The sequence below is a fragment of the Arthrobacter sp. B10-11 genome (assembly GCF_033142195.1).
GTDB lineage: Bacteria > Actinomycetota > Actinomycetes > Actinomycetales > Micrococcaceae > Arthrobacter > Arthrobacter oryzae_C.
Map to the genome: position 1 here is coordinate 236,755 of NZ_JAWMTH010000004.1, position 20,804 is coordinate 257,558.

The 20,804-nt window shown below is 66.2% G+C and carries 15 protein-coding genes and 1 pseudogene; 7 read left to right on the top strand and 9 right to left on the bottom strand.

Annotation, left to right across the window (positions count from 1 at the left end):
- Positions 1-116 precede the first annotated feature (116 nt).
- Both RW112_RS14205 and opgC read left to right on the top strand, forming a co-directional pair.
- Positions 117-1,373 (top strand): GAF domain-containing sensor histidine kinase, encoded by a 1,257-nt coding sequence (locus RW112_RS14205; protein ID WP_317782398.1) that lies wholly within the window; start codon positions 117-119, stop codon positions 1,371-1,373.
- Positions 1,360-3,936: an OpgC domain-containing protein gene (gene opgC / locus RW112_RS14210; protein ID WP_317782399.1), complete on the top strand. Its 2,577-nt coding sequence runs from the start codon at positions 1,360-1,362 to the stop codon at positions 3,934-3,936. The genes RW112_RS14205 and opgC overlap by 14 nt, the downstream gene beginning before the upstream one ends.
- Here opgC and RW112_RS14215 read toward each other — a convergent pair.
- The 3 genes from RW112_RS14215 to RW112_RS14225 all read right to left on the bottom strand — a co-directional run bounded on the left by RW112_RS14215 (position 3,933) and on the right by RW112_RS14225 (position 7,550).
- Positions 3,933-4,739, bottom strand: coding sequence for an IclR family transcriptional regulator (locus RW112_RS14215; RefSeq protein ID WP_317782400.1), 807 nt, complete (start codon positions 4,737-4,739; stop codon positions 3,933-3,935). The two genes, opgC and RW112_RS14215, sit on opposite strands and share 4 nt — an antisense overlap.
- Before the next feature lie 89 nt (positions 4,740-4,828).
- Positions 4,829-6,085: an aminopeptidase P family protein gene (locus tag RW112_RS14220; RefSeq protein WP_317782401.1), complete on the bottom strand. Its 1,257-nt coding sequence runs from the start codon at positions 6,083-6,085 to the stop codon at positions 4,829-4,831.
- A 61-nt stretch (positions 6,086-6,146) separates the two neighbouring features.
- Positions 6,147-7,550 carry an MFS transporter gene (locus RW112_RS14225; protein WP_317782402.1) on the bottom strand — a complete coding sequence of 468 codons (1,404 nt, stop codon included), beginning with the start codon at positions 7,548-7,550 and terminating at the stop codon, positions 6,147-6,149.
- Between the two features lie 423 nt (positions 7,551-7,973).
- On the opposite strand from RW112_RS14225, the gene RW112_RS14230 reads away from it, so the two are divergent.
- From RW112_RS14230 to RW112_RS14240, 3 genes are read left to right on the top strand one after another with little or no spacing between them, the layout of a single operon-like run.
- Positions 7,974-9,116, top strand: a complete 1,143-nt coding sequence (locus RW112_RS14230) for an S-(hydroxymethyl)mycothiol dehydrogenase (protein WP_317782403.1) — start codon at positions 7,974-7,976, stop codon at positions 9,114-9,116.
- Positions 9,113-9,733 (top strand): MBL fold metallo-hydrolase, encoded by a 621-nt coding sequence (locus RW112_RS14235; protein ID WP_317782404.1) that lies wholly within the window; start codon positions 9,113-9,115, stop codon positions 9,731-9,733. Before RW112_RS14230 ends, RW112_RS14235 begins: the two co-directional genes overlap by 4 nt.
- A gap of 5 nt (positions 9,734-9,738) precedes the next feature.
- Positions 9,739-12,063: an FdhF/YdeP family oxidoreductase gene (locus RW112_RS14240; RefSeq protein ID WP_317782646.1), complete on the top strand. Its 2,325-nt coding sequence runs from the start codon at positions 9,739-9,741 to the stop codon at positions 12,061-12,063.
- On the opposite strand, the gene RW112_RS14245 is transcribed toward RW112_RS14240, so the two are convergent.
- Together RW112_RS14245 and RW112_RS14250 are read right to left on the bottom strand one after the other, a co-directional pair.
- On the bottom strand, positions 12,002-13,699 hold the full coding sequence (locus tag RW112_RS14245; RefSeq protein WP_317782405.1) for an alkaline phosphatase D family protein: 1,698 nt from the start codon (positions 13,697-13,699) through the stop codon (positions 12,002-12,004). The two genes, RW112_RS14240 and RW112_RS14245, sit on opposite strands and share 62 nt — an antisense overlap.
- Positions 13,700-13,732: 33 nt before the next feature.
- Complete coding sequence (locus RW112_RS14250) at positions 13,733-15,097, bottom strand: alpha-amylase family protein (RefSeq protein WP_317782406.1); 1,365 nt, start codon at positions 15,095-15,097, stop codon at positions 13,733-13,735.
- Positions 15,098-15,258: 161 nt separating this feature from the next.
- Between RW112_RS14250 and RW112_RS14255 the strand changes: the two genes are divergently transcribed.
- A complete protein-coding gene (locus tag RW112_RS14255; RefSeq protein ID WP_317782407.1) occupies positions 15,259-15,501 on the top strand; it encodes a hypothetical protein in 243 nt (80 codons plus the stop codon).
- Between the two features lie 112 nt (positions 15,502-15,613).
- On the opposite strand, the gene RW112_RS14260 is transcribed toward RW112_RS14255, so the two are convergent.
- Together RW112_RS14260 and purU are read right to left on the bottom strand one after the other, a co-directional pair.
- Positions 15,614-18,121 (bottom strand): FAD-dependent oxidoreductase, encoded by a 2,508-nt coding sequence (locus tag RW112_RS14260; protein ID WP_317782408.1) that lies wholly within the window; start codon positions 18,119-18,121, stop codon positions 15,614-15,616.
- Positions 18,122-18,159: 38 nt separating this feature from the next.
- Complete coding sequence (gene purU / locus RW112_RS14265; protein WP_411709907.1) at positions 18,160-19,155, bottom strand: formyltetrahydrofolate deformylase; 996 nt, start codon at positions 19,153-19,155, stop codon at positions 18,160-18,162.
- A gap of 297 nt (positions 19,156-19,452) precedes the next feature.
- Here purU and RW112_RS14270 point away from each other — a divergent pair, with 297 nt between their 5' ends.
- Complete coding sequence (locus RW112_RS14270; protein WP_317782409.1) at positions 19,453-19,575, top strand: hypothetical protein; 123 nt, start codon at positions 19,453-19,455, stop codon at positions 19,573-19,575.
- A gap of 29 nt (positions 19,576-19,604) precedes the next feature.
- On the opposite strand, the gene RW112_RS14275 is transcribed toward RW112_RS14270, so the two are convergent.
- Together RW112_RS14275 and RW112_RS14280 are read right to left on the bottom strand one after the other, a co-directional pair.
- Positions 19,605-20,405, bottom strand: a complete 801-nt coding sequence (locus tag RW112_RS14275) for an IclR family transcriptional regulator (protein ID WP_305942498.1) — start codon at positions 20,403-20,405, stop codon at positions 19,605-19,607.
- A gap of 287 nt (positions 20,406-20,692) precedes the next feature.
- Positions 20,693-20,794, bottom strand: a pseudogene (locus RW112_RS14280) (formate dehydrogenase accessory sulfurtransferase FdhD); the annotation flags it as partial.
- Positions 20,795-20,804: the final 10 nt, after the last annotated feature.

Below are 20,804 nucleotides of genomic sequence, written 5' to 3' on the forward strand. Positions count from 1 at the left end.
GACTTGCGGCCAGTGTCAAGAGAGTACCCCACGCCGGACCCGGGCGATCCGCTCCGCTAGACTCCTCCGGGGACTATGGCGCTGGCCGGCTGTCCTTATGGGTGGGAAGGACTCCTGTGGCTCAAGCAGATGGGCACATTCTAACTAGCGCTGACCGTGAACGGCGTTCCGTGCTGGACGAGTACGGACTGTTGCCGCAGGAACCGGCGGCCTCGCCATCGGATAGTGCGAATGCCACGGCCGCGCGCGCCCTGAACTTCCTGGTTGACCTGGCCGCAAAGCTCTGCGGCGTGCCTTACAGCGTCGTCAACATCGTCACTCCCGAGCATCAGGTCCAGCTTGCGGCGGCGGGCCTGGAGCCCGGACTGTGCGCACGCGAGGACTCGATGTGCGCCAAGGTATTCCAGCAGGGCCAGACCACCGTGGTTCCCGATGCCTCCGCCGACCCGCGATTCGCGGCCAACCCGTTTGTGACCGGAGAAATCGCCAGCGTCCGCTTCTACGCCTCTTCGCCGCTGCAGACCAGTTCCGGTTTTGTGCTGGGATCCCTGTGCGTCTTCTCCGATGGTCCGGCCGTAATCTCCGCGGAACAGGTCGCCATGCTGGATGTCCTGGCGGCGCAGGTCGTGGAAGTGCTGGAGCTGCAGCACCGCACCCTGCAGCTCCAGCAAGCACTCGAAGAACTGGGGCGCAGCAACCGCAAGCTTGCGGAGTTCGCCGGCCGGGTCAGCCATGACCTGCGCATCCCGCTCACCACGATCCTTGGCTATGTGGAACTCAGCGAGGACGACGAGGACATCCGTCCGGGCGGCCCGGCGGCAATGTACCTTCAGCGCATCGGCGGCAGCGGGCGGCGCATGCTCTCCGTGCTCGACGAGGTCCTCAGCTACTCCCAAGTGGGCGGCATGCTGCGTCCGCAGCCGGTTTCCCTCCGGGCCGCTGTGGCAGCGGCGGTCAGCGACCTGGGCGACGGGTTCGGCAACACCGCGCTGGACTGCGAAGACTCCGAACTGACCGCCGATCCGGCGCAGCTCCGGACCCTCCTGCAGAACCTGCTGGGCAATGCCTTCAACTACCGCCGCCCCGGGCACGACCTCAAAGTCAGGGTCTACACCCTGGCGGACGACCGCGGCGTCACCCTCAGGGTGTCGGACAACGGCAAGGGCATCGACGCCGCCGACCGCGAACGGGTCCTGGAACCCCTCGTCCGGCTGCATCGACCCGGTGATGCTCCAGGCTCTGGCCTGGGTCTTGCCACGTGCGTGCGGATCGTGCGGTCGCACGGCGGCGAACTTTCCCTCACCGAAACCCCCGGCGGCGGAACAACGGTTTCGGCCCTCTTCCCGAAAGGCGGCCCGGGTGGATCCGATTAAGGTCTCGCTCAGAGCCGTGCTGCTGTTCCTCGCCCTGCTGCTTTTCCTGCCGGCCGGAGCCGCGCAGGCTGTTGGGGAAGCGCAGGGTGCGGTGGCGGCGCAGGGCGCCGTCCCGCCGTCGACCATTAACGGCGGTGAGGACCTCCTCGGTGCCTCCTCCGGAAAGCCGCTCCTGGGAAGCGTGCTGGAGTGGGGCGAGGATGACGCCGCCGGGTTCGCCAACCGGCTGCAGGCCACCCCCGCAGTCCTGGGCCACGACGTTTCCTTCCCCGTCCAAGCCGCCGAAAAAGGCTACCTGCGGGAGTTCCTGGCCCAAAGTGCCGCTTCGGGCGCACACGCCCTGATCACCGTGAATCCCACAGTGCCCCTCTCTGACGTCAACGACGCCGGCGCCGCTGATTTTGCCGGTCAGCTCGAGGAACTGGCGCAGGGCTTTCCCGGGAAGCTGCTGATCCGCTTCGCCCCGGACATGAACTCCAGCTGGGTGTCCTGGGGCCAGCAGCCTGGGGATTATGTGCCGGCGTACCGGGCCGTGGCCCAGGCATTCGCATCGGACCCGGACGCGGTGATGGTGTGGCAGCCGTTCCAGGCGCGGGACTATCCGTTCACCAGGAACCGCGACGCCCCGGCTCCCGGCACCGCCGGTTTCGCTGCACTGGACACGAATTCCGACGGTGACTGGAACGGTTCGGACGAGCCGTACGCCCCGTACTACCCGGGGGACGACGTTGTTGACTGGGCGGGCCTGACGGCACTGCATGACGACACCGGCGGGGGAGCCGCCCGCAACACAGTGCCACGGGAGGGGGAGCTTGCCTCGCTGCTTGACGGGACGGCCGCCGGGGCTGCCTCCGGCCCGGACGCTGCTTCCGGTCCGGACGCCGCCTCCGGTGGCAGTGCGCCGGCCGGCTCCGATTCCGACGGCGGTGACGCCAACTTCTACGAGTCCTACGCGGTTAAGCGGGACAAGCCCCTGCTGCTTCAGACGGCGGCATATTTCTGCCCGTCGGCGGGCGGCCCTTCCGAAACCGGGATCAAATCGAGTTGGTGGAACCAGGTCCTGGCCGAGGCCGCCCCGGGCAGGATGGAACGGATCGCCGCCGTCGTCTGGGACGAGACGACGGCCGTGGGGGACGCCGGCAGCACCGTCATTGACTGGCGCCTCACCGGGAATGCGGACGTGGCGGCTGCCGCCGGTGCCGCCGTCAAGGACTCCACACTGGTCACCGGACCGGTTACCAGCACCGTGCGGGGGCTAGGCGGAACGTCAGGCAACACACTGTCCGGCATTCCGGCGGGGGTCGCCGCAGCCGCCTTGCTGGCCGGCGCGGTCCTGCTCTGGCTGGTGCCGGTCCGCCTGCGCCCGGCCAAGGGCTGGACGTACTCGGACAAGTCCTCGCGCGATGCCAGGGTTGACCTGATGCGCGGCGTGGCCATCCTGTTCGTGGTGGTGAACCACGTGGGCATGACGTCCCTCTTTCAACTTTTCACCCAGGAAACCGTCGGATTCGTGTCCGGCGCGGAGCTGTTTGTGCTGCTGTCCGGGCTGGTGCTGGGAATGGTCTACGGGCCCAAGACGCAGGACAACATTGGCGAGGTGACGCAAAAAACCGGCCGGCGGGCGGGCAAGCTATACGTCACGGCACTGGCAGTTGTCGTCCTGGTGTTCCTCCTCAGCCTCATCCCGGCCTTCAACTCCGACGTGCTGACCACGTTCACGGACCAGGGGACAGGCGGTGCCGGCAGGTCCGGGGCGGGCCGGAGCTACGACCTCTACACCGGCATGCAGGGCCTGCTTCAGTTCCCGGTGTCCGGGGCTGTCATCCCCGCGGTGCTGCTCCTGCAGTTCGGCCCGTGGCAGTTCAACGTGATGGGGCTCTACGTGATCATGCTGCTGGTCAGCCCAATGATCCTGCTGGCGCTGGCCCGCGGCAAGGCTGTCTGGGTCCTGGCTGCCACCACCGCCGTGTACATTGCCGGCACGGTGTTCCGCTTCCGGATCCTGCCGTCGCAGTTTGAGGATTCCTTCCCGCTCATGGTGTGGCAGGTCCTGTTCGTGCTGGGGCTGGTGGGCGGGTACTACCGGCGGACCATCGTGGCCTGGCTGAGCGCGCACCGCTGGGTGGTGGGCGCTTGTGCAGCCGTCACGGTTGCCTTCGCCCTCATGTCCTGGGCCAACCCGTACCTGGCCAACGAGTTCGATGTGCGGCTCGCGCTGACCTCGGATGCGACCTACCGCGCTGTTTACGACCAGTTCTTCGGGCGGACCTACCTGGAACCCGGCCGGCTCCTGAACGTGATTACCCTGCTGGTGACGGCCTACGCGCTCCTCACGGCGTACTGGAAGCCGATTGAACGCGCGGTGGGCTGGCTGTTGATCCCGCTGGGGCAGGCCACGCTGTACGTCTTCATCATGCACGTGGTGCTGATCGCTGTGGTGGCGAACATCCCCGCACTGCAGCAGGGGAATATCTGGCTCAACACCGCCGCCTACGCCGCGATCGTGGCACTGCTCTGGGTGATGGTCCGGACCCGGTTCCTGTTCCGCATCATCCCCACCTAGCGGGCGGGGGCGGAGCCGCCGAGGCGGGCAGTGACCCGGTCTGCGGCTGCCTTGCAGGATTCCCCGAGGCGCTGCAGCGTGTCCGGGGATACCCGGAAGCGCGGTGCCGGGATGAGGACTGCTGCCACGATGTCGCCGCGGTGGTCGTAAACGGGGGCGGCCAGACCCACTTCGTCCAGCGACGACTCGCCGTAGTTGGTGGCCCAGCCGCGCCGGGCCACGTCACCGAGCCGGATCAGGTAGGCCTCGAGGCTGGGGTCGTCCAGGCCGGGATGGGCAATTTCGCCGCTGCGGAGCAGTACCCGCACCCGCTCGGCAGGCTCGGCGGCGAGGAAGACCTGCACCGAAGCACTGAGGGCATCCCTGTACCGCGCGCCCAGCGGGGTGGTGTGCTTGATCTGGTGATGGCTGGCGATCTGCTCCACGCACATCGACTCGGACCCGTTCCACACCATGAGGGCGCTCGTTTCGCCGGTCTGCTCCGTGAGTTCACGCAGGACGGGGTAGGCCACGCGGCGCTCTTCAAGCTCGGCCAGGAGCGGCCCGGCGACGGCGATAAGCCCAAGGCCCAGGCGGAACCTTCGGGTTTCCGGATCGCGCTCCACCAAGTGTTCCTGCTCGAACGTGGCCAGGATGCGGGAGACCGTGCTCTTGTGCAGGCCTACCCGGTTGGCGATCTCGGTAACGCCCAGGAGCGGCTCGTCAGCGGTGAAGCTTCGCAGCACGGCGATGGCGTTGACGATGACGGACGTGCCCTTGGCGTCGCCGTTGCTGCTGGGTTCGGGAGCATCTGCAGGGGTCATGGTGTCCACCATCATTCCGTATGTAAGCCGGAAAGCGGCGCCACGAAGTACGTGGCGCCGCTTTCGGGTGAGGGCAAAACCAGCGCCGGCTATGCGCCGATGATGTTGTATTCCGGACCGAACGGGAACTTGGTGATGTTTTCCGCGCCGTCCTCGCCGACCACCAGGATGTCGTGCTCGCGGTAGCCGCCGGCGCCGGGCTCGCCGTCCATGACCGTGATCATCGGTTCCATGGAAACCACCATGCCCGGTTCCAGCACCGTGTCGATGTCCTCGCGGAGCTCCAGCCCTGCTTCGCGGCCGTAGTAGTGGCTGAGGACGCCGAAGGAGTGGCCGTAGCCGAACGTGCGGTTGGCCAGGAGGCCGTAGCCGACGTAGATCTCGTTCAGTTCAGCGGCGATGTCCTTGCAGACGGCACCGGGCTTGATCAGTTCCAGGCCGCGCTTGTGGACTTCCACGTTGATGTTCCACAGTTCCAGCGAGCGGGCATCCGGTTCGCCGTAGAACAGGGTGCGTTCCAGCGCCGTGTAGTAGCCGGAGGTCATGGGGAAGCAGTTCAGCGACAGGATGTCGTGTTCCTGGATCTTGCGGGTGGTGGCCCAGTTGTGGGCGCCGTCGGTGTTGATGCCGGACTGGAACCAGACCCAGGTGTCGCGGATCTCGGAATCCGGGAAGGTCCGGGCGATCTCGTGGACCATGGCTTCGGTGCCGATCAGGGCGACCTCGTACTCAGTGATCCCGGCGGTGATGGCATTGCGGATGGCCTCGCCGCCGAGGTCGCCGATGCGTGCGCCGTGCTTGATGACCTCGATCTCTTCGGCGGACTTGATCATGCGCTGGCGCATGGCCGCCTGGGCCACGTCCACAAGGGTTGCCGAGGCGAAGGCGGCCTGGATCTTGTTGCGGTTGTCCAGCGGCAGGGAATCGTCCTCGACGCCGAGACGGCGGGGGTTGATGCCGCGGGTGCGCAGCACTTCCTGGATGGCGAAGATGTAGTTGTCCCGGCGCCAGTCCGTGTAGACGATGTTGTCGCCGAAGCTGCGGCGCCAGGGCATGCCGGCGTCGATGTTTGCGGTGACGGTGACGTTATCGTCCTTGGTGACCACCATGGCGTAGGAACGGCCGAAGGTGGTGAACAGGAAGTCGGAGTAGTACTTGATGGAGTGGTAGCTGGTCAGGACGACGGCGTCCAGGTCCTTCTCTGCCATGATGCGGCGCAGGCCTGCGAGGCGGCGCTCAAACTCCGTGTCGGAGAAGGTCAGCTTGACCTTGTTGCCGTTCTTGAGGACTTTGAGGCGCTCCAGTTCGGCGACGGACGTTGCGTTCTCGGATGCTGTGGTGGTCATTGTGGTGGTGCCTTTCTGTGGTGCAGTTACTTGAGATGGGAGAAGTGGAAAGAATCTGTGGTTACTCGTGGCGCAGCGGTTCTTTGCAGGTTTCCCTGGAGAGCGCGACGGCGACCAGGGAGATGACTGCCGCGGCAACGAGGTACCAGGCCGGCGCCAGATCGCTGGCGGTGGCCGCGATCAGGAGGGTTGCCATGAACGGGGCTGTGCCGCCGAACAGGGCGTTGGAGAGGTTGAAGCTGACAGCGAAGCCGCTGTACCGGACCCGGGTGGGGAACATTTCGGCCAGGAAGCTGGGGAGTGTCCCGTCGTTGAGCGTGAGCATGGCGCCGAGCAGGATCTGGACCAGGACGATCACCAGGAAATTTCCGGTTCCCAGCAGTGCAAACGCGGGCACGGTCAGCAGGATGAAGCTGACGGAGGCAGAGATGAGCACCTTCTTGCGACCGTAACGGTCCGAAAGCATCCCCGTCAGGAAGATGAAACCGATGTAGGTCAGCAGCGCGATGGTGGTGGCCAGGAAGGATTCGGTCTCGCCGAGGCCCAGCTCCGAGGACAGGTACGTGGGCATGTAGCTGAGGATCACGTAGAAGCCGACGGCGTTCAGCAGCACAGCTCCGACCGCCTGCAGCAGCTGCCGCCAGTGGTTCCGGAAGAGGCTGGAAACAGGCGCCTTGACAGCCTCGTCCTCCGCTGCCATTTCGCGGAAGACGGGTGTGTCCTCCAGCTTGGTGCGGATGTAGCGTCCGATCAGGCCCATCGGGGCCGCCAGCAGGAACGGCAGGCGCCAACCCCAGCTATGCATCGCGTCGGAACTGAGCAGGACCGTCAGCAGGCCCGCCATCAGGGAACCAAGGAGCAAGCCTGCTGCGGTGCTCGCGGGAACCACTGCGGCGTAGAGGCCGCGCTTGTTGGCGGGGGCGTACTCCACCAGGAATGCCGAGGCCCCGGCGTACTCGCCTGAGGCTGAGAAGCCCTGGATGACCCTGATGATCAGAAGCAGGACCGGGGCCCAGATGCCGATGGTGTCGTAGCCCGGAATGAGGGCGATGCAGAAGGTCGCACCGGACATGATCAGGATGGAAAGCGAGAGAGCCGTCCGCCGGCCCACCCTGTCACCGATGTGGCCCCAGACGAATCCGCCGAGCGGGCGGACCAGGAATGAAATCGCGAACAGCGCGAAAGTCAGCAGGAGCCCGGTCTGGGGATCTGATTCAGGAAAGAAGACCGTCGCGATCGTGACGGCGAGGTAGCCGTATACGGCGTAGTCGAACCATTCAACGAAGTTGCCGATGAAGCTGGCCGCGATGACCCTGCGGCGCGTTTCCTTGCTGACGCCAGTGTCAGCCGGTTCGAAATTCTGGCCGCTCAACGTGCTGCGGCGGGCGGGGCGGTCCTCATGCATGCCATTGGGCTCCGCGCCCAGGTCTCCCGCAAGAGCGGGAGAGGAAGTTTCGTTACTCATGTATCCACCAAGGTTGTTGTGGTTGCATTCAGCGCAACGCTGTTGCACCAGACTAGGCGTGACGTGTAACACAGTCAATACCCCCGCGTTTCGGGAGTGTGAATTTTTAGCCGGACGGGCGCCCGGGGCGGCTACAGTAAGGATGGCCAGGCTCCTGCGGATTTGTTGCGCTGAATGCGACCGGGTTGCGGGTTGCGGAGTGAGGCGGTGACCCCTGCCAGGGGATGAATGCATCAATGCGGAGATCTCTTGACGCCCTCGTGCGGCGACTGCCATATTTCAAGTACGCGCTCTGTGCATCGTGTTGTGTAATGCGCAATTCAGGAACGCATTGTCCCCGCGGGGCGTGCTGAACGAGCTAGATTGGCAACGGGTGCCGTTGCCAACGAGTCCTCCCGGGCTCAGGAAAGGAACACACGAATCATGGTTCACAAAGTAAAAGCCGTCATCGCCAAGGAAAAGAACGCTCCGGTCTCGGTGGAGACCATCCTGGTGCCGGATCCCGGCCCGGGCGAGGCCCTGGTGGACATCCTCACCTGCGGCGTCTGCCACACTGACCTGCACTACAAGCAGGGCGGAATTACCGACGATTTCCCCATCCTGCTGGGCCATGAGGCCACCGGTGTGGTCAGCGCCGTCGGCCCGGACGTCACCGAAGTGGCCCCCGGCGACCGGGTAATCCTGAACTGGCGTGCGGTGTGCGGCGAATGCCGCGCCTGTGCCAAGGGCCAGCCGCAGTACTGCTTCAACACGCACAACGCCACCCAGAAGATGACGCTCGAGGACGGCACGGTGCTGTCGCCTGCTCTGGGCATCGGGGCGTTCGCGGAGAAGACGCTCGTCGCCGCCGGGCAGTGCACCAAGGTAGACGACGACGCCGATCCGGCCGCCGTCGGGCTCCTTGGCTGCGGTGTCATGGCAGGCATTGGCGCCGCGATTAACACCGGTGAGGTCAAGCGCGGCGAATCCGTGGCCGTGATCGGCTGCGGCGGCGTGGGCATCGCCGCGATCGCTGGCGCAAAGCTGGCCGGCGCCACCACCATCATTGCGGTGGACATCGACGCGAACAAGGTGGAAATGGCCAAGTCCCTGGGCGCCACACACGGCGTGGACTCCAGCAAGGAAGATCCCATCGAGGCAATCCGAGCACTCACGGGCGGCAACGGCGCCGACGTCGTGATTGAAGCGGTGGGCCGCCCGGAGACGTACAAGCAGGCGTTCTACGCACGCGACCTCGCCGGCCGCGTGGTGCTGGTGGGCGTTCCGACGCCGGACATGAAGCTCGAACTGCCGCTGCTGGACGTCTTTGGCCGCGGCGGATCCCTGAAGTCCTCGTGGTACGGCGACTGCCTGCCGTCCCGTGACTTCCCCATGCTGGTGCAGCATTACAAGCTGGGCAACCTGGACCTGGACGCCTTCGTGACCGAACGCATCACCATCGACCAGGTGGAGGAGGCCTTCGGCAAGATGCATGAGGGCAAGGTGCTGCGGTCCGTCGTGGAAATCCACCCGGGCGCTGAAACCGTCACCGCCACCGGGGCCGCCCAGGAAGAAGCGGCCGTATGAGCTTCACCATCGAGAACCTGGTCACCTCGGGAACGTTTTCGCTCGACGGCGGCACCTGGGACGTGGACAACAATGTCTGGATCGTGGGGAACGGTGACGAATGCGTGATCATCGACTCCCCGCACGACGCCGAAGCGATCATCAACCAGGTCCGCGGCCGGAAGGTCCTGGCCATCCTGCTGACGCACGCCCACAACGACCACATCGGGGCGGCACGTGCCGTGGCCGAGGCCGTGGACGCGCCGATCTACCTGCACCCTGACGACCTGGTGCTGTGGGAGCAGGTCTACCCGGACGTCAAACCGGACCGCGAGCTGGCGGACGGCGACGTGTTCCAGGTGGGCGGGGCCACGCTGCGCGCCCTGCACACCCCCGGGCATTCGCCGGGCTCCACGTGCTTCGTCCTGGGGTCCGAAAGCACCGTGTTCACCGGGGACACCCTGTTCAACGGCGGCCCGGGTGCCACGGGCAGGTCCTACAGCGACTACCCCACCATCCTGGCCTCCATCCGCGAACGGCTGCTGACGCTGCCTGCCGAAACCGTGGTCCGCACCGGCCACGGCGACAACACCACCATCGGGGCCGAGCGCGAAACGCTGGCCAAGGTGGACCAGTGAATCCCTTGAAGTTCGGCAGGCAGCCCGCCCCGGTCGAGGACATCAACGAGGACAACCTCGAAGTCCACGCACCGAAGAAGGAAGCCGCAGGCGTCAAGGCAGTGATGGTTGCGCTGGAGCGCGCCGTGGCCCAAGCAGGGGTGTCGCGGACCGTGCATTCGATGCTTCGGCTGAACCAGCGCGGCGGCTTCGACTGCCCTGGCTGCGCCTGGCCCGAATCGGACAAGAAACGCAAGACGGCCGAGTTCTGTGAGAACGGCGCCAAGGCCGTGGCTGAGGAGAACACCCTCAGGACGGTGGGCGCCGAGTTCTGGGCCAGGCATTCCATCGCCGAATTGTCCGGGAAGACGGAGTACTGGCTGGGCAACCAGGGCAGGCTCAGCGAACCGGTGGTGATCCGCGAAGGTGAAACCCATTACTCGCCGATCTCCTGGGCGGACGCCTTCGAGCTGATCGGGGAGCACATCCGGGCCAGCACACCGGACCGCTGCGTCTTCTACACCTCCGGGCGCACGGCGAATGAGACCGCGTTCATGTACCAGCTTTTCGCGCGGGCCCTGGGCACCAACAACCTGCCCGACTGCTCGAACATGTGCCACGAATCCTCGGGCTCCGCGCTGAACCCGACCATCGGCATCGGCAAGGGCACGGTGTCACTGGATGACATCCACGACTCGGAGCTCATCTTTGTGGTCGGCCAGAACCCGGGCACCAACCATCCCCGCATGCTGTCTGCGCTGAAGGAGTGCAAGGACAAGGGCGGCAAAGTGGTGGCGGTGAACCCGCTCCCTGAGGCCGGTCTGTTCAATTTCAAGGACCCGCAGACCGTCTCCGGCGTGGTGGGGCACGGAACGCCCCTTGCCGACGAGTACCTGCAGATCAAGGTGGGCGGGGACCTGGCGCTGTTCCAGGCGCTGGGCCACCTGCTCCTGGCGGAGGAAGAACGCAACCCGGGCACCGTCGTCGACCGTTCCTTTGTTGACGCCCAGACTGACGGGTTCGACGCGTACCGCGAGGCCCGCCGCAAGCTTGACTGGGACGAGACCGAGAAGGCCACCGGCCTGGCCCGCAAGCAGATCGAGGACGTGGCCGGGATGCTGATCCGGTCCAAGGCCACGATCTTCTGCTGGGCGCTCGGCGTCACGCAGCAGCCGCACTCGGTGGACACCATCAAGGAAATGGTCAACGTCCTGCTCCTGCAGGGCAACTTCGGCAAGCCCGGAGCCGGGGCCTGCCCGGTCCGCGGGCACTCCAATGTCCAGGGCGACCGGACCATGGGCATCTGGGAGAAGCCCAAGGAATGGCTCCTGGCGGCACTGGACAAGGAGTTCGGAATCCAGTCTCCGCGGGGCCACGGCTTTGACGCCGTGGAGGCCATGGAGGCCTTTGAGCGCGACGACGTTGACGTCTTTGTGTCCATGGGCGGCAACTTCTCCCTGGCCTGCTCCGACACGGAAACCCTGGAGGCCGGGATGCAGCGCATCGGCCTGACAGTGCACGTGTCCACCAAGCCGAACCGTTCCCACGTGGTGCACGGCCGCACCTCGCTGATCCTGCCCACGCTGGGCAGGACGGACACGGACGATAAGCACCCGAACGGAGCCCAGTTCCTGTCCGTGGAGGACTCCATGTCCGTGGTGCACTCGACGCAGGGCAGGCTCCACCCGGTGTCCGATCATCTGCTCGCCGAACCGGTGATCATCGCCCGCATGGCCGACGCCACCTTCGGCGACGGCCACGTTGTCGACTGGAAGGCCATGGCCGCGGACTACGACGTGGTCCGGGACCACATCTCCCGTGTCATCCCGGGCTTCCAGGACTTCAAGGAGCGGATCCGGACCAAGAACGGCTTCGTGCTGCCCAACCCGCCGCGCGACACGCGGTCCTTCAAGACGGACATCGGCCGCGGACGCTTCACGGTCAGCCCGCTGGAGTACCTGACGCCGCCGGACGGGCACCTGGTGCTCCAGACCATCCGCAGCCACGACCAGTACAACACCACGTTCTACGGCGTGGATGACCGGTACCGCGGCATCTCGGACGGGCGGCGCGTGATCCTGGTGCACCCGGAGGACCTGGCCGAGCTCGGCTTCCAGGACCGCGACCTGGTGGACGTGGTCAGCACCTTCCGCGGGCACGACCGGCAGGCGGACAAGTTCCGGCTGGTGGCCTACCCGACGGCGAAGGGCTGCGCCGCGGCGTACTTCCCCGAGGCCAACGCCCTGGTCCACAAGGAGAATGTGGCGCGGGAATCGAACACCCCGGGGTTCAAGGCAATGTTCGTCCGCTTCGTGCCGCACGCTCCTGCGGACTCCGGGGGGCCACAGTAACGGAGGCCACGCGTTCGAGCCTGGGATGAAGGTGGTCCCCGCCGTCCACCACGCCGGTCTGCCACCACAGGTCCAGCCCTTCCGGGGTGACCTCCAGGCTGGCCAGGTTGTTGTCGAACCAGGGCCCTTTGACGCCGGACCAGCGGAACGGCGGGTCGGGGACCTTTGCCGAGCGCGCCACCAGGGCGCCGACCGGCGTGGCCAGGCCGTAGGACATGATGGCGGCGAACGACCTCATGAGCCGGGGCAGCGGGTTGCGGATGGGGGAGCAGACGGCCTGGATGATCCGGCTGCCCGAGGAGCGCTCCACCTCTGAAACGTAGGAATAATGGACGTCTCCGGAAAGAAAGGCGATGGTGTCCGGTGCCGGGCCCCGTTTGCCGTCGGCGACTTCGGTGGCCATCACCGCCACTTCCCGGAAGCTGTTCTGGAAGGCGCCCCAGTGTTCAAGGTCCACCGCCTGGCGCAGCTTCTCACCGGCACGGGCGGCCGTCTTCCCCCATGCACCCTGGGAGATGGCCTCGTTCCAGGACTCGACGTAGTGCAGGCCCATCGGCAGCAGGAACGGCAGCGACGTCGCCACCAGCAGGTGGCGGAAACCGCCGCGCATCCGTCCGTCCAGCCAGGCCATTTCCGCCTTGTCCACCAACGCGCGGCGGTCCGGCGCCAGATCCCGGGCCGCCCGCGAATCCACCACGATCAGCCGGGTATCCCCGAAATCCCGGCAGTAGCTCCAGCGGTAGGATTCCGGGTCCCGGTCGGCCCGGTCCGCGAAACTGTCCAGCTCCGCGCTCAGATCGATCTCGTCCCCGCCGGTGTGCCCGGCGATCCGCTTCCAGACGGGATCTGCGGCACGCTCCTGCGGCGAAAGGTTCCCCAGATGCTGGTAGACCCAGTAGGAGGCGAGACCGGCGACAATCCGGCCATGCCACCAGGTGGTGGCCTCCATCTCCCTTTTCCAGCTGAGTGAGGTGTTCCAGTCGTCGCGGATGTCATGGTCATCGAAGATCATGGCGCTGGGCAGGGTGGACAGCAGCCACCTGTTCGCCGGATCGGACCAGGCCAGAAAGTAGAGGTGGGCGTACTCCTCATAGTCCTTGAGTTCCTCGCCCGGCGGTGCCTCGATGTCACGGCGTGCCCGGATGAAATCCTGCATCTGCTCGCTGGTGAGGTCGGCGTACACCTGGTCTCCGAGGAAGGCCACCAGATCCGGCCACCGCAGATCGTCGCTGGAAGCCATCGCCAACGCGTAGGCACGGAGTGAGTCGACGCCGTGTGACCGGTTGCCGGATTCGTCGTGGGGGACACTGGTGCGGCACGAACCGTAGGCCAGGCGCAGCGGCTTGCCCGGCTTCAACGTCGCAATCACCGGCGGCGGGAACTCGGAGGCGGGCTCGGGCCAGCACTGTGTTCCGTTGATTTCCACGGTGTAGGGCAGCACCGTTCCAGGCTCCAGTCCCTCCGCCTCCACCAAGGCATAGTGGTGGCCGTGCACAGCGAAGGTTCGGGCTTCCCAGCTCCGGTTTCCGGCCCGGACGGTGACCGGGGAATCACTCCGGGTTTCCACCCAGATGCTCGCCGAGGTCTCATCCACGTACCGGATCATGGGGCCGAGCACCAGGGATGAGGTTGTCATGACTTAGTTGTACCCGCTCCGGCCCGCGGCGGGCTAGCTGTTTCCGAGGACGGCCCACCCGTAGCCGGGCACGGTGAGGACACTGTGGCCGGGGTGCTGCCGGGCCTGCCCGGCCAGCAGCCCGCCGGACCCGGACGGCAGCGGCAGGTCCGCCGGCGAGCCGGAAAGATTCAGCGCGACCGTCAGCGCACCCCCGTCGCCTGTACCGCCGTCGGCACGGACCTGGTAGACGAGGTGCTCATTGCTGAGGGTCAGGACGGTGGTGCGTGCCGTGTGCAGCCAGGCATGCCGCCGGCGGAGGCCGATCAGTTCCTGGTGCAGGTGGTAGACGGGCCAGCCGTCCCCGGCCAGCTCCGCGGGGGCTGCGGGGAAAGCCGGACGGACCGCGTCGTCTCCGCCGGCTCGGTCCTCCTTGATGCCGCGGAAGGCCTGCTCGTCGCCGTAGTAAATGCACGGTGTCCCGCCCACGGTCATCAGGACCGTGAGCGCAAGCGCCAGCTGCTCCGGGTTTTTCAGCTTGCTGGCAAGGCGGGTGACGTCGTGGTTGCCAACGAACGTGAGCGGCACGAAGGTGTCCAGGAACCCGTTGTGCCGCTCCAGGGCGGATGCCAACTCGTAGAAGTTGGCATCGTTGAGTGAGCTCCAGACCGCTTTCCACAGTTCGTACTGCGTCACCGAGTCCAGGGTGCCCCGCTCCACCTCGTCGGCGAAGTCCCCGTGGATGTACTCGCCCACGAAGTAGGACTCCGGATAGTCCCGGCGCACCTCCGCCAGCACGGGCGCCCAGAACGACGGCGGTACGGCGTACGCCGCGTCCAGCCGCCATCCGTCCGCGCCCCGGCCCAGCCAGTGCTTCATCACGTCCGTGACCAGGGCGGCGACCCCGGGGTCGCCGTGGTTGAGCGCCACCAGGTGGTGGTGGCCCTCGAAGTCGTCGTAGCCGGGCTCGGTCCCGGGCGACCACCCGGAGTCCGGCCACTGCAGGCGGAACCATGAGGCGGCAGGCGCTCCGGGCCCGTCGGCGAGCACACCCTGGAACGGCCCGAAGCTGCGGCCCACGTGGTTGAAGACGCCGTCCAGCAGAACCTTCAGCCCCCGGGCGTGGCACTGGGCGATGAGCTCGTCAAAGTCCGCGTCTTCGCCCAGCCGGGGATCGATCCGGAAGTAGTCCGTGGTGTCGTAGCCGTGGGTTTCCGAGGCGAAAACCGGCCCCAGAGCGAGACCGGAAGCACCGAGTTCCAGCACGTAGTCGAGCCAGGGAACCAGCTGGCCCAGCCGGTGCGCCACGGGCCGCCCCGCCTGGGCCGAATGGTCCGCAGCAGTCTGTTCCGCGCCCACGAAGCCGATCGGATAGACCTGCCACCAGATAGCGTGTTGGACCCAGTCCGGCTCCGTCATGGAGATCCACCTTTCGTCGGTTTCCCAACATACTCCGTCAGCTCCGTGGACGGGACTTGAGCAAATCCTCAAGCATCCTTGACCGGATGCTGAGGCACTTTAGCCACACTCGAAGGGAAGGTCAGGTAGAAGTCTGCGCACCGGGGATGGTGAAGGTCCGCATGGAAACAATTGAAACAGGGCAGAAAATGCTGGCCGCAGCCGTGGCACAAGCCCTCAGCCACCTGAAGCACTCCTGGAAGGTCTACTTCCTTTCCCGGGCACTGGCCAAGGCACTGGAGGACTCCCGGGAGGCCTCCGGCTGGCCCGGCGACCGGCTCCAGGTGGGCTCGTATATGTCTGAACGGGTCGAAAAAGTCACGCGGCTTATTCAGCGTGAAGCCAAAACCTACGCGGCCAGCTGACCCCGTTTTAGCCGCGAACGACGGCGACACTCCGGGCTCGCCGGTGTGTCGCCGTCGTTCTGGCGTAGTAGAGGGTCAGGACGGCGGGTGGCCGTCCTGACCCGCCGTCGAACTAGCCGCGCAGCCGCTCCATGCCGGGATCGAACAGCGGTTCGGCCGTGACCGTGGCCGCGATGCGCTTCCCGAAGTACTCGAGCTCCACGGCGTCGCCCTCGGACACCGACGCCGGCAGCCAGGCGTAGGCGAGCGGCTTGCGGACCGTGTAGCCGAACGCTGCGCTGGTGACATAGCCGGCAGGCTCCCCGTTGACGTACACGGGTTCCTTGCCCAGGACCATGGATGTGCCGTCGTCCACGGTCAGGCAACGCAGCACCTTGTCCGGCTGCTGCTCCTTCCGCGCCGCCAGGGCGTCGCAACCCACGAACCCGGTCTTGTCCTTGGCCACCGAGAAGCCCAGGCCGGCCTGGTACGGGTGGTGCTCCGAGGTCATGTCCGTGCCCCACAGCCGGTAGCCCTTCTCGAGCCGCATGCTGTTGAACGCGCCGCGCCCGGCCGCGATGATGCCCTGTTCCTGGCCCGCCTCGAACAGCAGGTCCCAGAGCTTCAGTCCGTATTCGGCAGTGGTGTACAGCTCCCAGCCGAGCTCGCCCACGTAGGAGAGCCGCATGGCCGTGACGGGGATGCCGCCCACCGAGATTTCCTTGGTGCGGAAGTACTTCAGGCCGTCGTTGGAGAGGTCGTCCGTGCTGACCTTGCCGATCACGTCGCGGGCCAGCGGCCCCCACAGCCCGATGCAGCAGGTACTGCCGGTGATGTCGCTGACATGGACCCACTGCGCCGGATCCGCAGCCGACTGCTGCCGGGCCTCGACGCGCAGGTAATCGAAGTCCACGTTGCTGTTCACGCCCAGCTGGAACTGTTCCTCCGCGAGGCGGGCCACGGTCACGTCGCTGCGGATGCCGCCGTCGTCCGCCAGCAGCAGGCAGTAGGTGACCGCTCCCGGCTTCTTGGCGATGTTTCCGGTGCTGAGCCGCTGCAGCAGGGCCTGCGCGCCGGGGCCGGTGACGGCCAGCCGCTTCAGCGGCGTCATGTCATAAAGCCCGACGGCGGTGCGCGTCTTCCACGCCTCCGCTGCGGAGATGGGGGAGGAGAACATGGCTGCCCACTCGTCCCGTTCCGGCGCCCGCCACTCGGCCGGAAGGTCCTCGAGCAGCGCGCGGTTGGCTTCGAACCAGTGCGGGCGCTCCCAGCCGGCGGACTCCAGGAAGAACGCCCCGAGCTCCTTCTGCCGGACGTTGAACGGGCTGACGCGCAGGTCCCGGGGGGATTCCTTGGGCTGCAGCGGGTGCAGGACGTCGTAGATTTCCACGAAGTTCTGCTGGGATGTTTCGCTGACGTACTCGTCGCTGGTCTGGACCTCCTCGAAGCGGGTGAGCTCGCAGCCGTGAAGGTCGGTGCGGGACTGGCCCTCGATGAGCAGTTCCGCCATCGCCCGGGCAACACCGGCCGAGTGGGTGACCCAGACAGCCTCGGCCACGAACAGGCCCGCAACATCAGGGGCCTCACCCATCAGCGGCCCGCCGTCGGGAGTGAAGGAGAAGATGCCGTTGAAGCCGTCCTCGATCTGTGCGCCGCGCAGGGCCGGAAGGAGGTCCTTGCTGTCCTCCCAGGCGGGCAGGAAATCCTCCATGGTGAAGTCCAGCCGGGAGGGCATGCGGTGGTCGGACATTTCGCCGGCGCCGACGCGGGGCAGCTGTTCCATGTCCACGGGCATGGGGCGGTGAGCGTAGCTGCCGATGCCGATGCGCTCGCCGTGCTCACGGTAGTAGAGGTCCCGGTCCTGGTAGCGGAGGATGGGCAGGCGGGCGCCGTTGGGCAGCTCGTTCAGGCCCTTCAGCTCGGGCAGGGCCGTGGTTTTCACGTACTGGTGCGCGAGCGGCAGCAGCGGCACCTTCAGGCCCGCCATCTTGCCGAGTTTCCGGCCCCAGAAGCCGGCACAGGACACCACGATGTCCGCGGGGATCACGCCGTCGGCCGTTTCGACGCCGGTGACCTTGCCGCCGGACTGTTCGATGCCGGTGACGGCGGTGGAGCCAAGGTAGGTCACGCCGGCTTCGCGGGTGCGGCTGATCAGCAGCTGGACGGCGCGGGCCGCGGAGGCCAGGCCGTCGGAGGGGACGTGGAGGCCGCCCAGGACCGTGCGTCCGTCCTCGAAGGAGCCGGTGTTCAGCAGCGGATAGTGTTTCTCGCACTCGTCGGGGTCGATGATCCGGCCCTCGATGCCCCAGGAGGTGGCGTATCCCAGCTTGCGCTTCAGGTCCTGGAGCCGTGCTTCGGTGGTGGCCAGTTCCAGCCCGCCCAGCTGGTTGAAGCAGGACACTCCGTCGGCGCTGAGGGAGAGCAGCTTGTCCACCGTGTAGCTGGCGAATTCGGTCATGGTCTTGGACGGGTTCGTCTGGAACACCAGCCCGGGGGCGTGCGAGGTGGAACCGCCGGCCAGTTCCAGCGGCCCCTGTTCGACCACCGTGATGTTGGTCCAGCCCCGCGTGGCGAGTTCGTCCGCGAGGTTGGTGCCGACGATGCCGGCGCCGATGATGACGACGCGTGGTGATGCGCTCATGAATTGTTTCTCCTGGCTTTGCGTGAGGGGCGTCCGCGTTAGCGGAATACGACGGTACGGGTGTTGTTGAGCAGGACGCGGTGCTGGCAATGCCACCGGACAGCCCTGGACAGGGCCTGCGATTCGGCGTCGCGGCCAACCGTGACCAGGGCGTCCGGATCAAGGCTGTGGTCCACGCGGAAGACCTCCTGCTCGATGATCGGACCCTCATCCAGGTCCGGGGTCACGTAGTGCGCTGTGGCACCGATCAGCTTCACACCGCGGTCATAGGCCTGGTGGTACGGCTTGGCCCCCTTGAAACCGGGCAGGAACGAATGGTGGATGTTGATGGCGCGGCCGCGGAGCTGGGTGCAGAGATCGTTGGACAGCACCTGCATGTAGCGGGCCAGGACCACCAGGTCCGCGTCGTACTCGGCCACGAGTTCCAGCAGCCGCGCCTCGGCTTCCGGCTTGGTTGCGGGGGCCACCGGAACATGAATGAACGGCAGCCCGGCGTTTTCCGCCATGGGGCGGAGGTCCTCGTGGTTGGAAACCACGACGGCGATCTCGGCACCCAAGCTGCCTGCCCGCCAGCGGTAGATCAGGTCATTGAGGCAGTGCCCGAACTTTGAGACCATGACCAGCAGACGCTGCGGGCGGCCGTCATGGAAGGCAAAATCCATACCGAATTCGGCGGCCGTCGGGTCGAACTCTGCTGTAAGGAGCGCATTGGTCTGCTGGCTGAGCGTTTGGGGATCAGAGCCTGTGAAGTCCTGATCGGCCCGGTCACGTGCTTCCGATCCGCTGCGCGTGAAGGCGGTACGCAGGTACAGTTTGCCGCTGATGTGGTCATCGAACTGCTGATGCTCCACGATGTCGAAGCCGCGGTCGGCGAGGAAAGTGGTGACCGCCCGGACGATGCCCGGCCGTTCGGGGCAGGCCAGCGTGAGGACGAATTCTGCGGTGCGGCTCCCGGGTGCGGAACGTGCGGCGGTGGCCTCGACCAGTGCGGCCGGAACGGCGCCGCCCGGGCGGGCGTCAAGGGTGGTGGTCACGGTTCTCTCCTAGTTGGTGCGGCGCTTGAGGCATGAAGCGGGCAGGCCGTGTGCATGTGATGACCCCATGTTCGGTCGCGGTTCGGTTCGTGCGACCGCCGTTTAGACGTTCCGTATTGAACAACTGCAATCGCCATAAGCAACAGCGTGCGGTGGCTCACACGCATTGTCAAGAGTTCGTGTTCTATTGCGGGACTATTTCCCGCCATGAGGCAGGCCTTGACAGCAGAACTGGCATCCACCACGCTGTTGCATATAACGCTATTTGTTGCGCTTTAAGCGATGAAGGGAGCGTCGATGGAGACGCTTGTGATGGTGGGAGCCTCGTTGGCGGGCATCCCTGGAGGCCTCTCCTTGGCGGCTGAGACTGACGACCTGCAGGCAGGATGGCTGCTTGGTGCTCCCAGGTCCCTGGAGTAAGCGGTAGGCCTGGCCCGTCGGGGCGGGGCCTACCGGCGTCTGTAGCCCATTTTGGCGCTGATGGTCAGGCCTGCCTCGCGGAGGCCGTCAATGAGCCCGGGCTGTTCCTCCGGCGCGAACCGGAAGGCCGGGCCGGAAATACTCACCGCAGCGATAACGTTGCCCAGGTGGTTGTAGATCGGCACTGCAATCGCGGTCAGCCCGATCTCAAATTCTTCGTTAACGACGGCGTAGCCATCGCGGGCGACGTTCAGCAGCTGCTTTTCCAGCACCGCACGGCTGGTGATGGTACGCGGAGTACGGGCAGGCAGGCCGATCCGCTTGAGGATCGCGTCCCTTTCATCGGCTGTCAGTGCAGCGAGCAGCACCTTGCCGCTTGAGGTGGCGTGCAGCGGCGTCAGGCTGCCCACCCAGTCATAGGTGGCCAAGGTCGACGGACCCATGGCCTGGTCCACGTTGACCGCGTAATTCGATCGCAGGACGGCAAGGTTGACCGTTTCCTTGTACTCTGCGGCGAGGCTCTCCAGGACTTCCCTGGCCTCGTGCACTACGCTCAACCGGCCGGGGATGGATGATGCCAGGCGCAGGATGCCGAAGCCCAGCTGGTACTTTCCACGTTCGCTGTTCTGGCGGACCAGTTCGCGGCCGACCAGGGATCCCACCAGCCGGGACACGGTGGATTTGTGGATGCCCATCTCCTCGGCGATTTCGCTGACACCAGCGTCGCCCTCCCTGGCGAGGATTTCCAGGATCTGAAGGGCACGGTCCACCGATTGGACGCCCCCAGCCTGTGCGTCTGCGTCCTTGTCAGGGTCATTGTGTGCGGCCATCGTGCCTCGTGTCGTTATCCATGCAGGGTGCTTGAGCCCGGAGGTTCCAGCCGCCCTGCTCCCACATCTTCTTTCATCCTAGACCGACGCAGCACTGGCCCTCTCAATCGGCACATCGTGGGGAAACGCAGGACACCCCGCCGCGGAGGATCCGTGGCGGGGTGTTCGGGTTGGCGCAGGGCCGGCCAGGGGGCAGTGAGGTGTTAGCCGATCTTGTTGGCTGCTGCTCCCGCTACGTCGCCCTCACTCGCCGTCTGGCGGGCCGGTGAGCCTGTCCCGGCCGGCGTAACGGTGCCGCTCAAAGGCAGAACGTCCTGGCGCAAGGCCCATCCCACCACTTTGTCCACTGCATTGTGTCGGCCCACGTCTTCCCGAAGGCATAGCAGGTCCGTCGTCGCT

Bases quoted from the DNA above. Each gene is read 5' to 3' on its own strand.
- RW112_RS14215 (WP_317782400.1), bottom strand. From the start codon at position 4,739: ATGACCCCTGCAGATGCTCCCGAACCCAGCAGCAACGGCGACGCCAAG.
- RW112_RS14220 (WP_317782401.1), bottom strand. From the start codon at position 6,085: ATGACCACCACAGCATCCGAGAACGCAACGTCCGTCGCCGAACTGGAG.
- RW112_RS14225 (WP_317782402.1), bottom strand. From the start codon at position 7,550: ATGAGTAACGAAACTTCCTCTCCCGCTCTTGCGGGAGACCTGGGCGCG.
- RW112_RS14230 (WP_317782403.1), top strand. From the start codon at position 7,974: ATGGTTCACAAAGTAAAAGCCGTCATCGCCAAGGAAAAGAACGCTCCG.
- RW112_RS14235 (WP_317782404.1), top strand. From the start codon at position 9,113: ATGAGCTTCACCATCGAGAACCTGGTCACCTCGGGAACGTTTTCGCTC.
- RW112_RS14245 (WP_317782405.1), bottom strand. From the start codon at position 13,699: ATGACAACCTCATCCCTGGTGCTCGGCCCCATGATCCGGTACGTGGAT.
- RW112_RS14250 (WP_317782406.1), bottom strand. From the start codon at position 15,097: ATGACGGAGCCGGACTGGGTCCAACACGCTATCTGGTGGCAGGTCTAT.
- RW112_RS14255 (WP_317782407.1), top strand. From the start codon at position 15,259: ATGGAAACAATTGAAACAGGGCAGAAAATGCTGGCCGCAGCCGTGGCA.
- RW112_RS14260 (WP_317782408.1), bottom strand. From the start codon at position 18,121: ATGAGCGCATCACCACGCGTCGTCATCATCGGCGCCGGCATCGTCGGC.
- RW112_RS14270 (WP_317782409.1), top strand. From the start codon at position 19,453: ATGGAGACGCTTGTGATGGTGGGAGCCTCGTTGGCGGGCATCCCTGGA.
- RW112_RS14275 (WP_305942498.1), bottom strand. From the start codon at position 20,405: ATGGCCGCACACAATGACCCTGACAAGGACGCAGACGCACAGGCTGGG.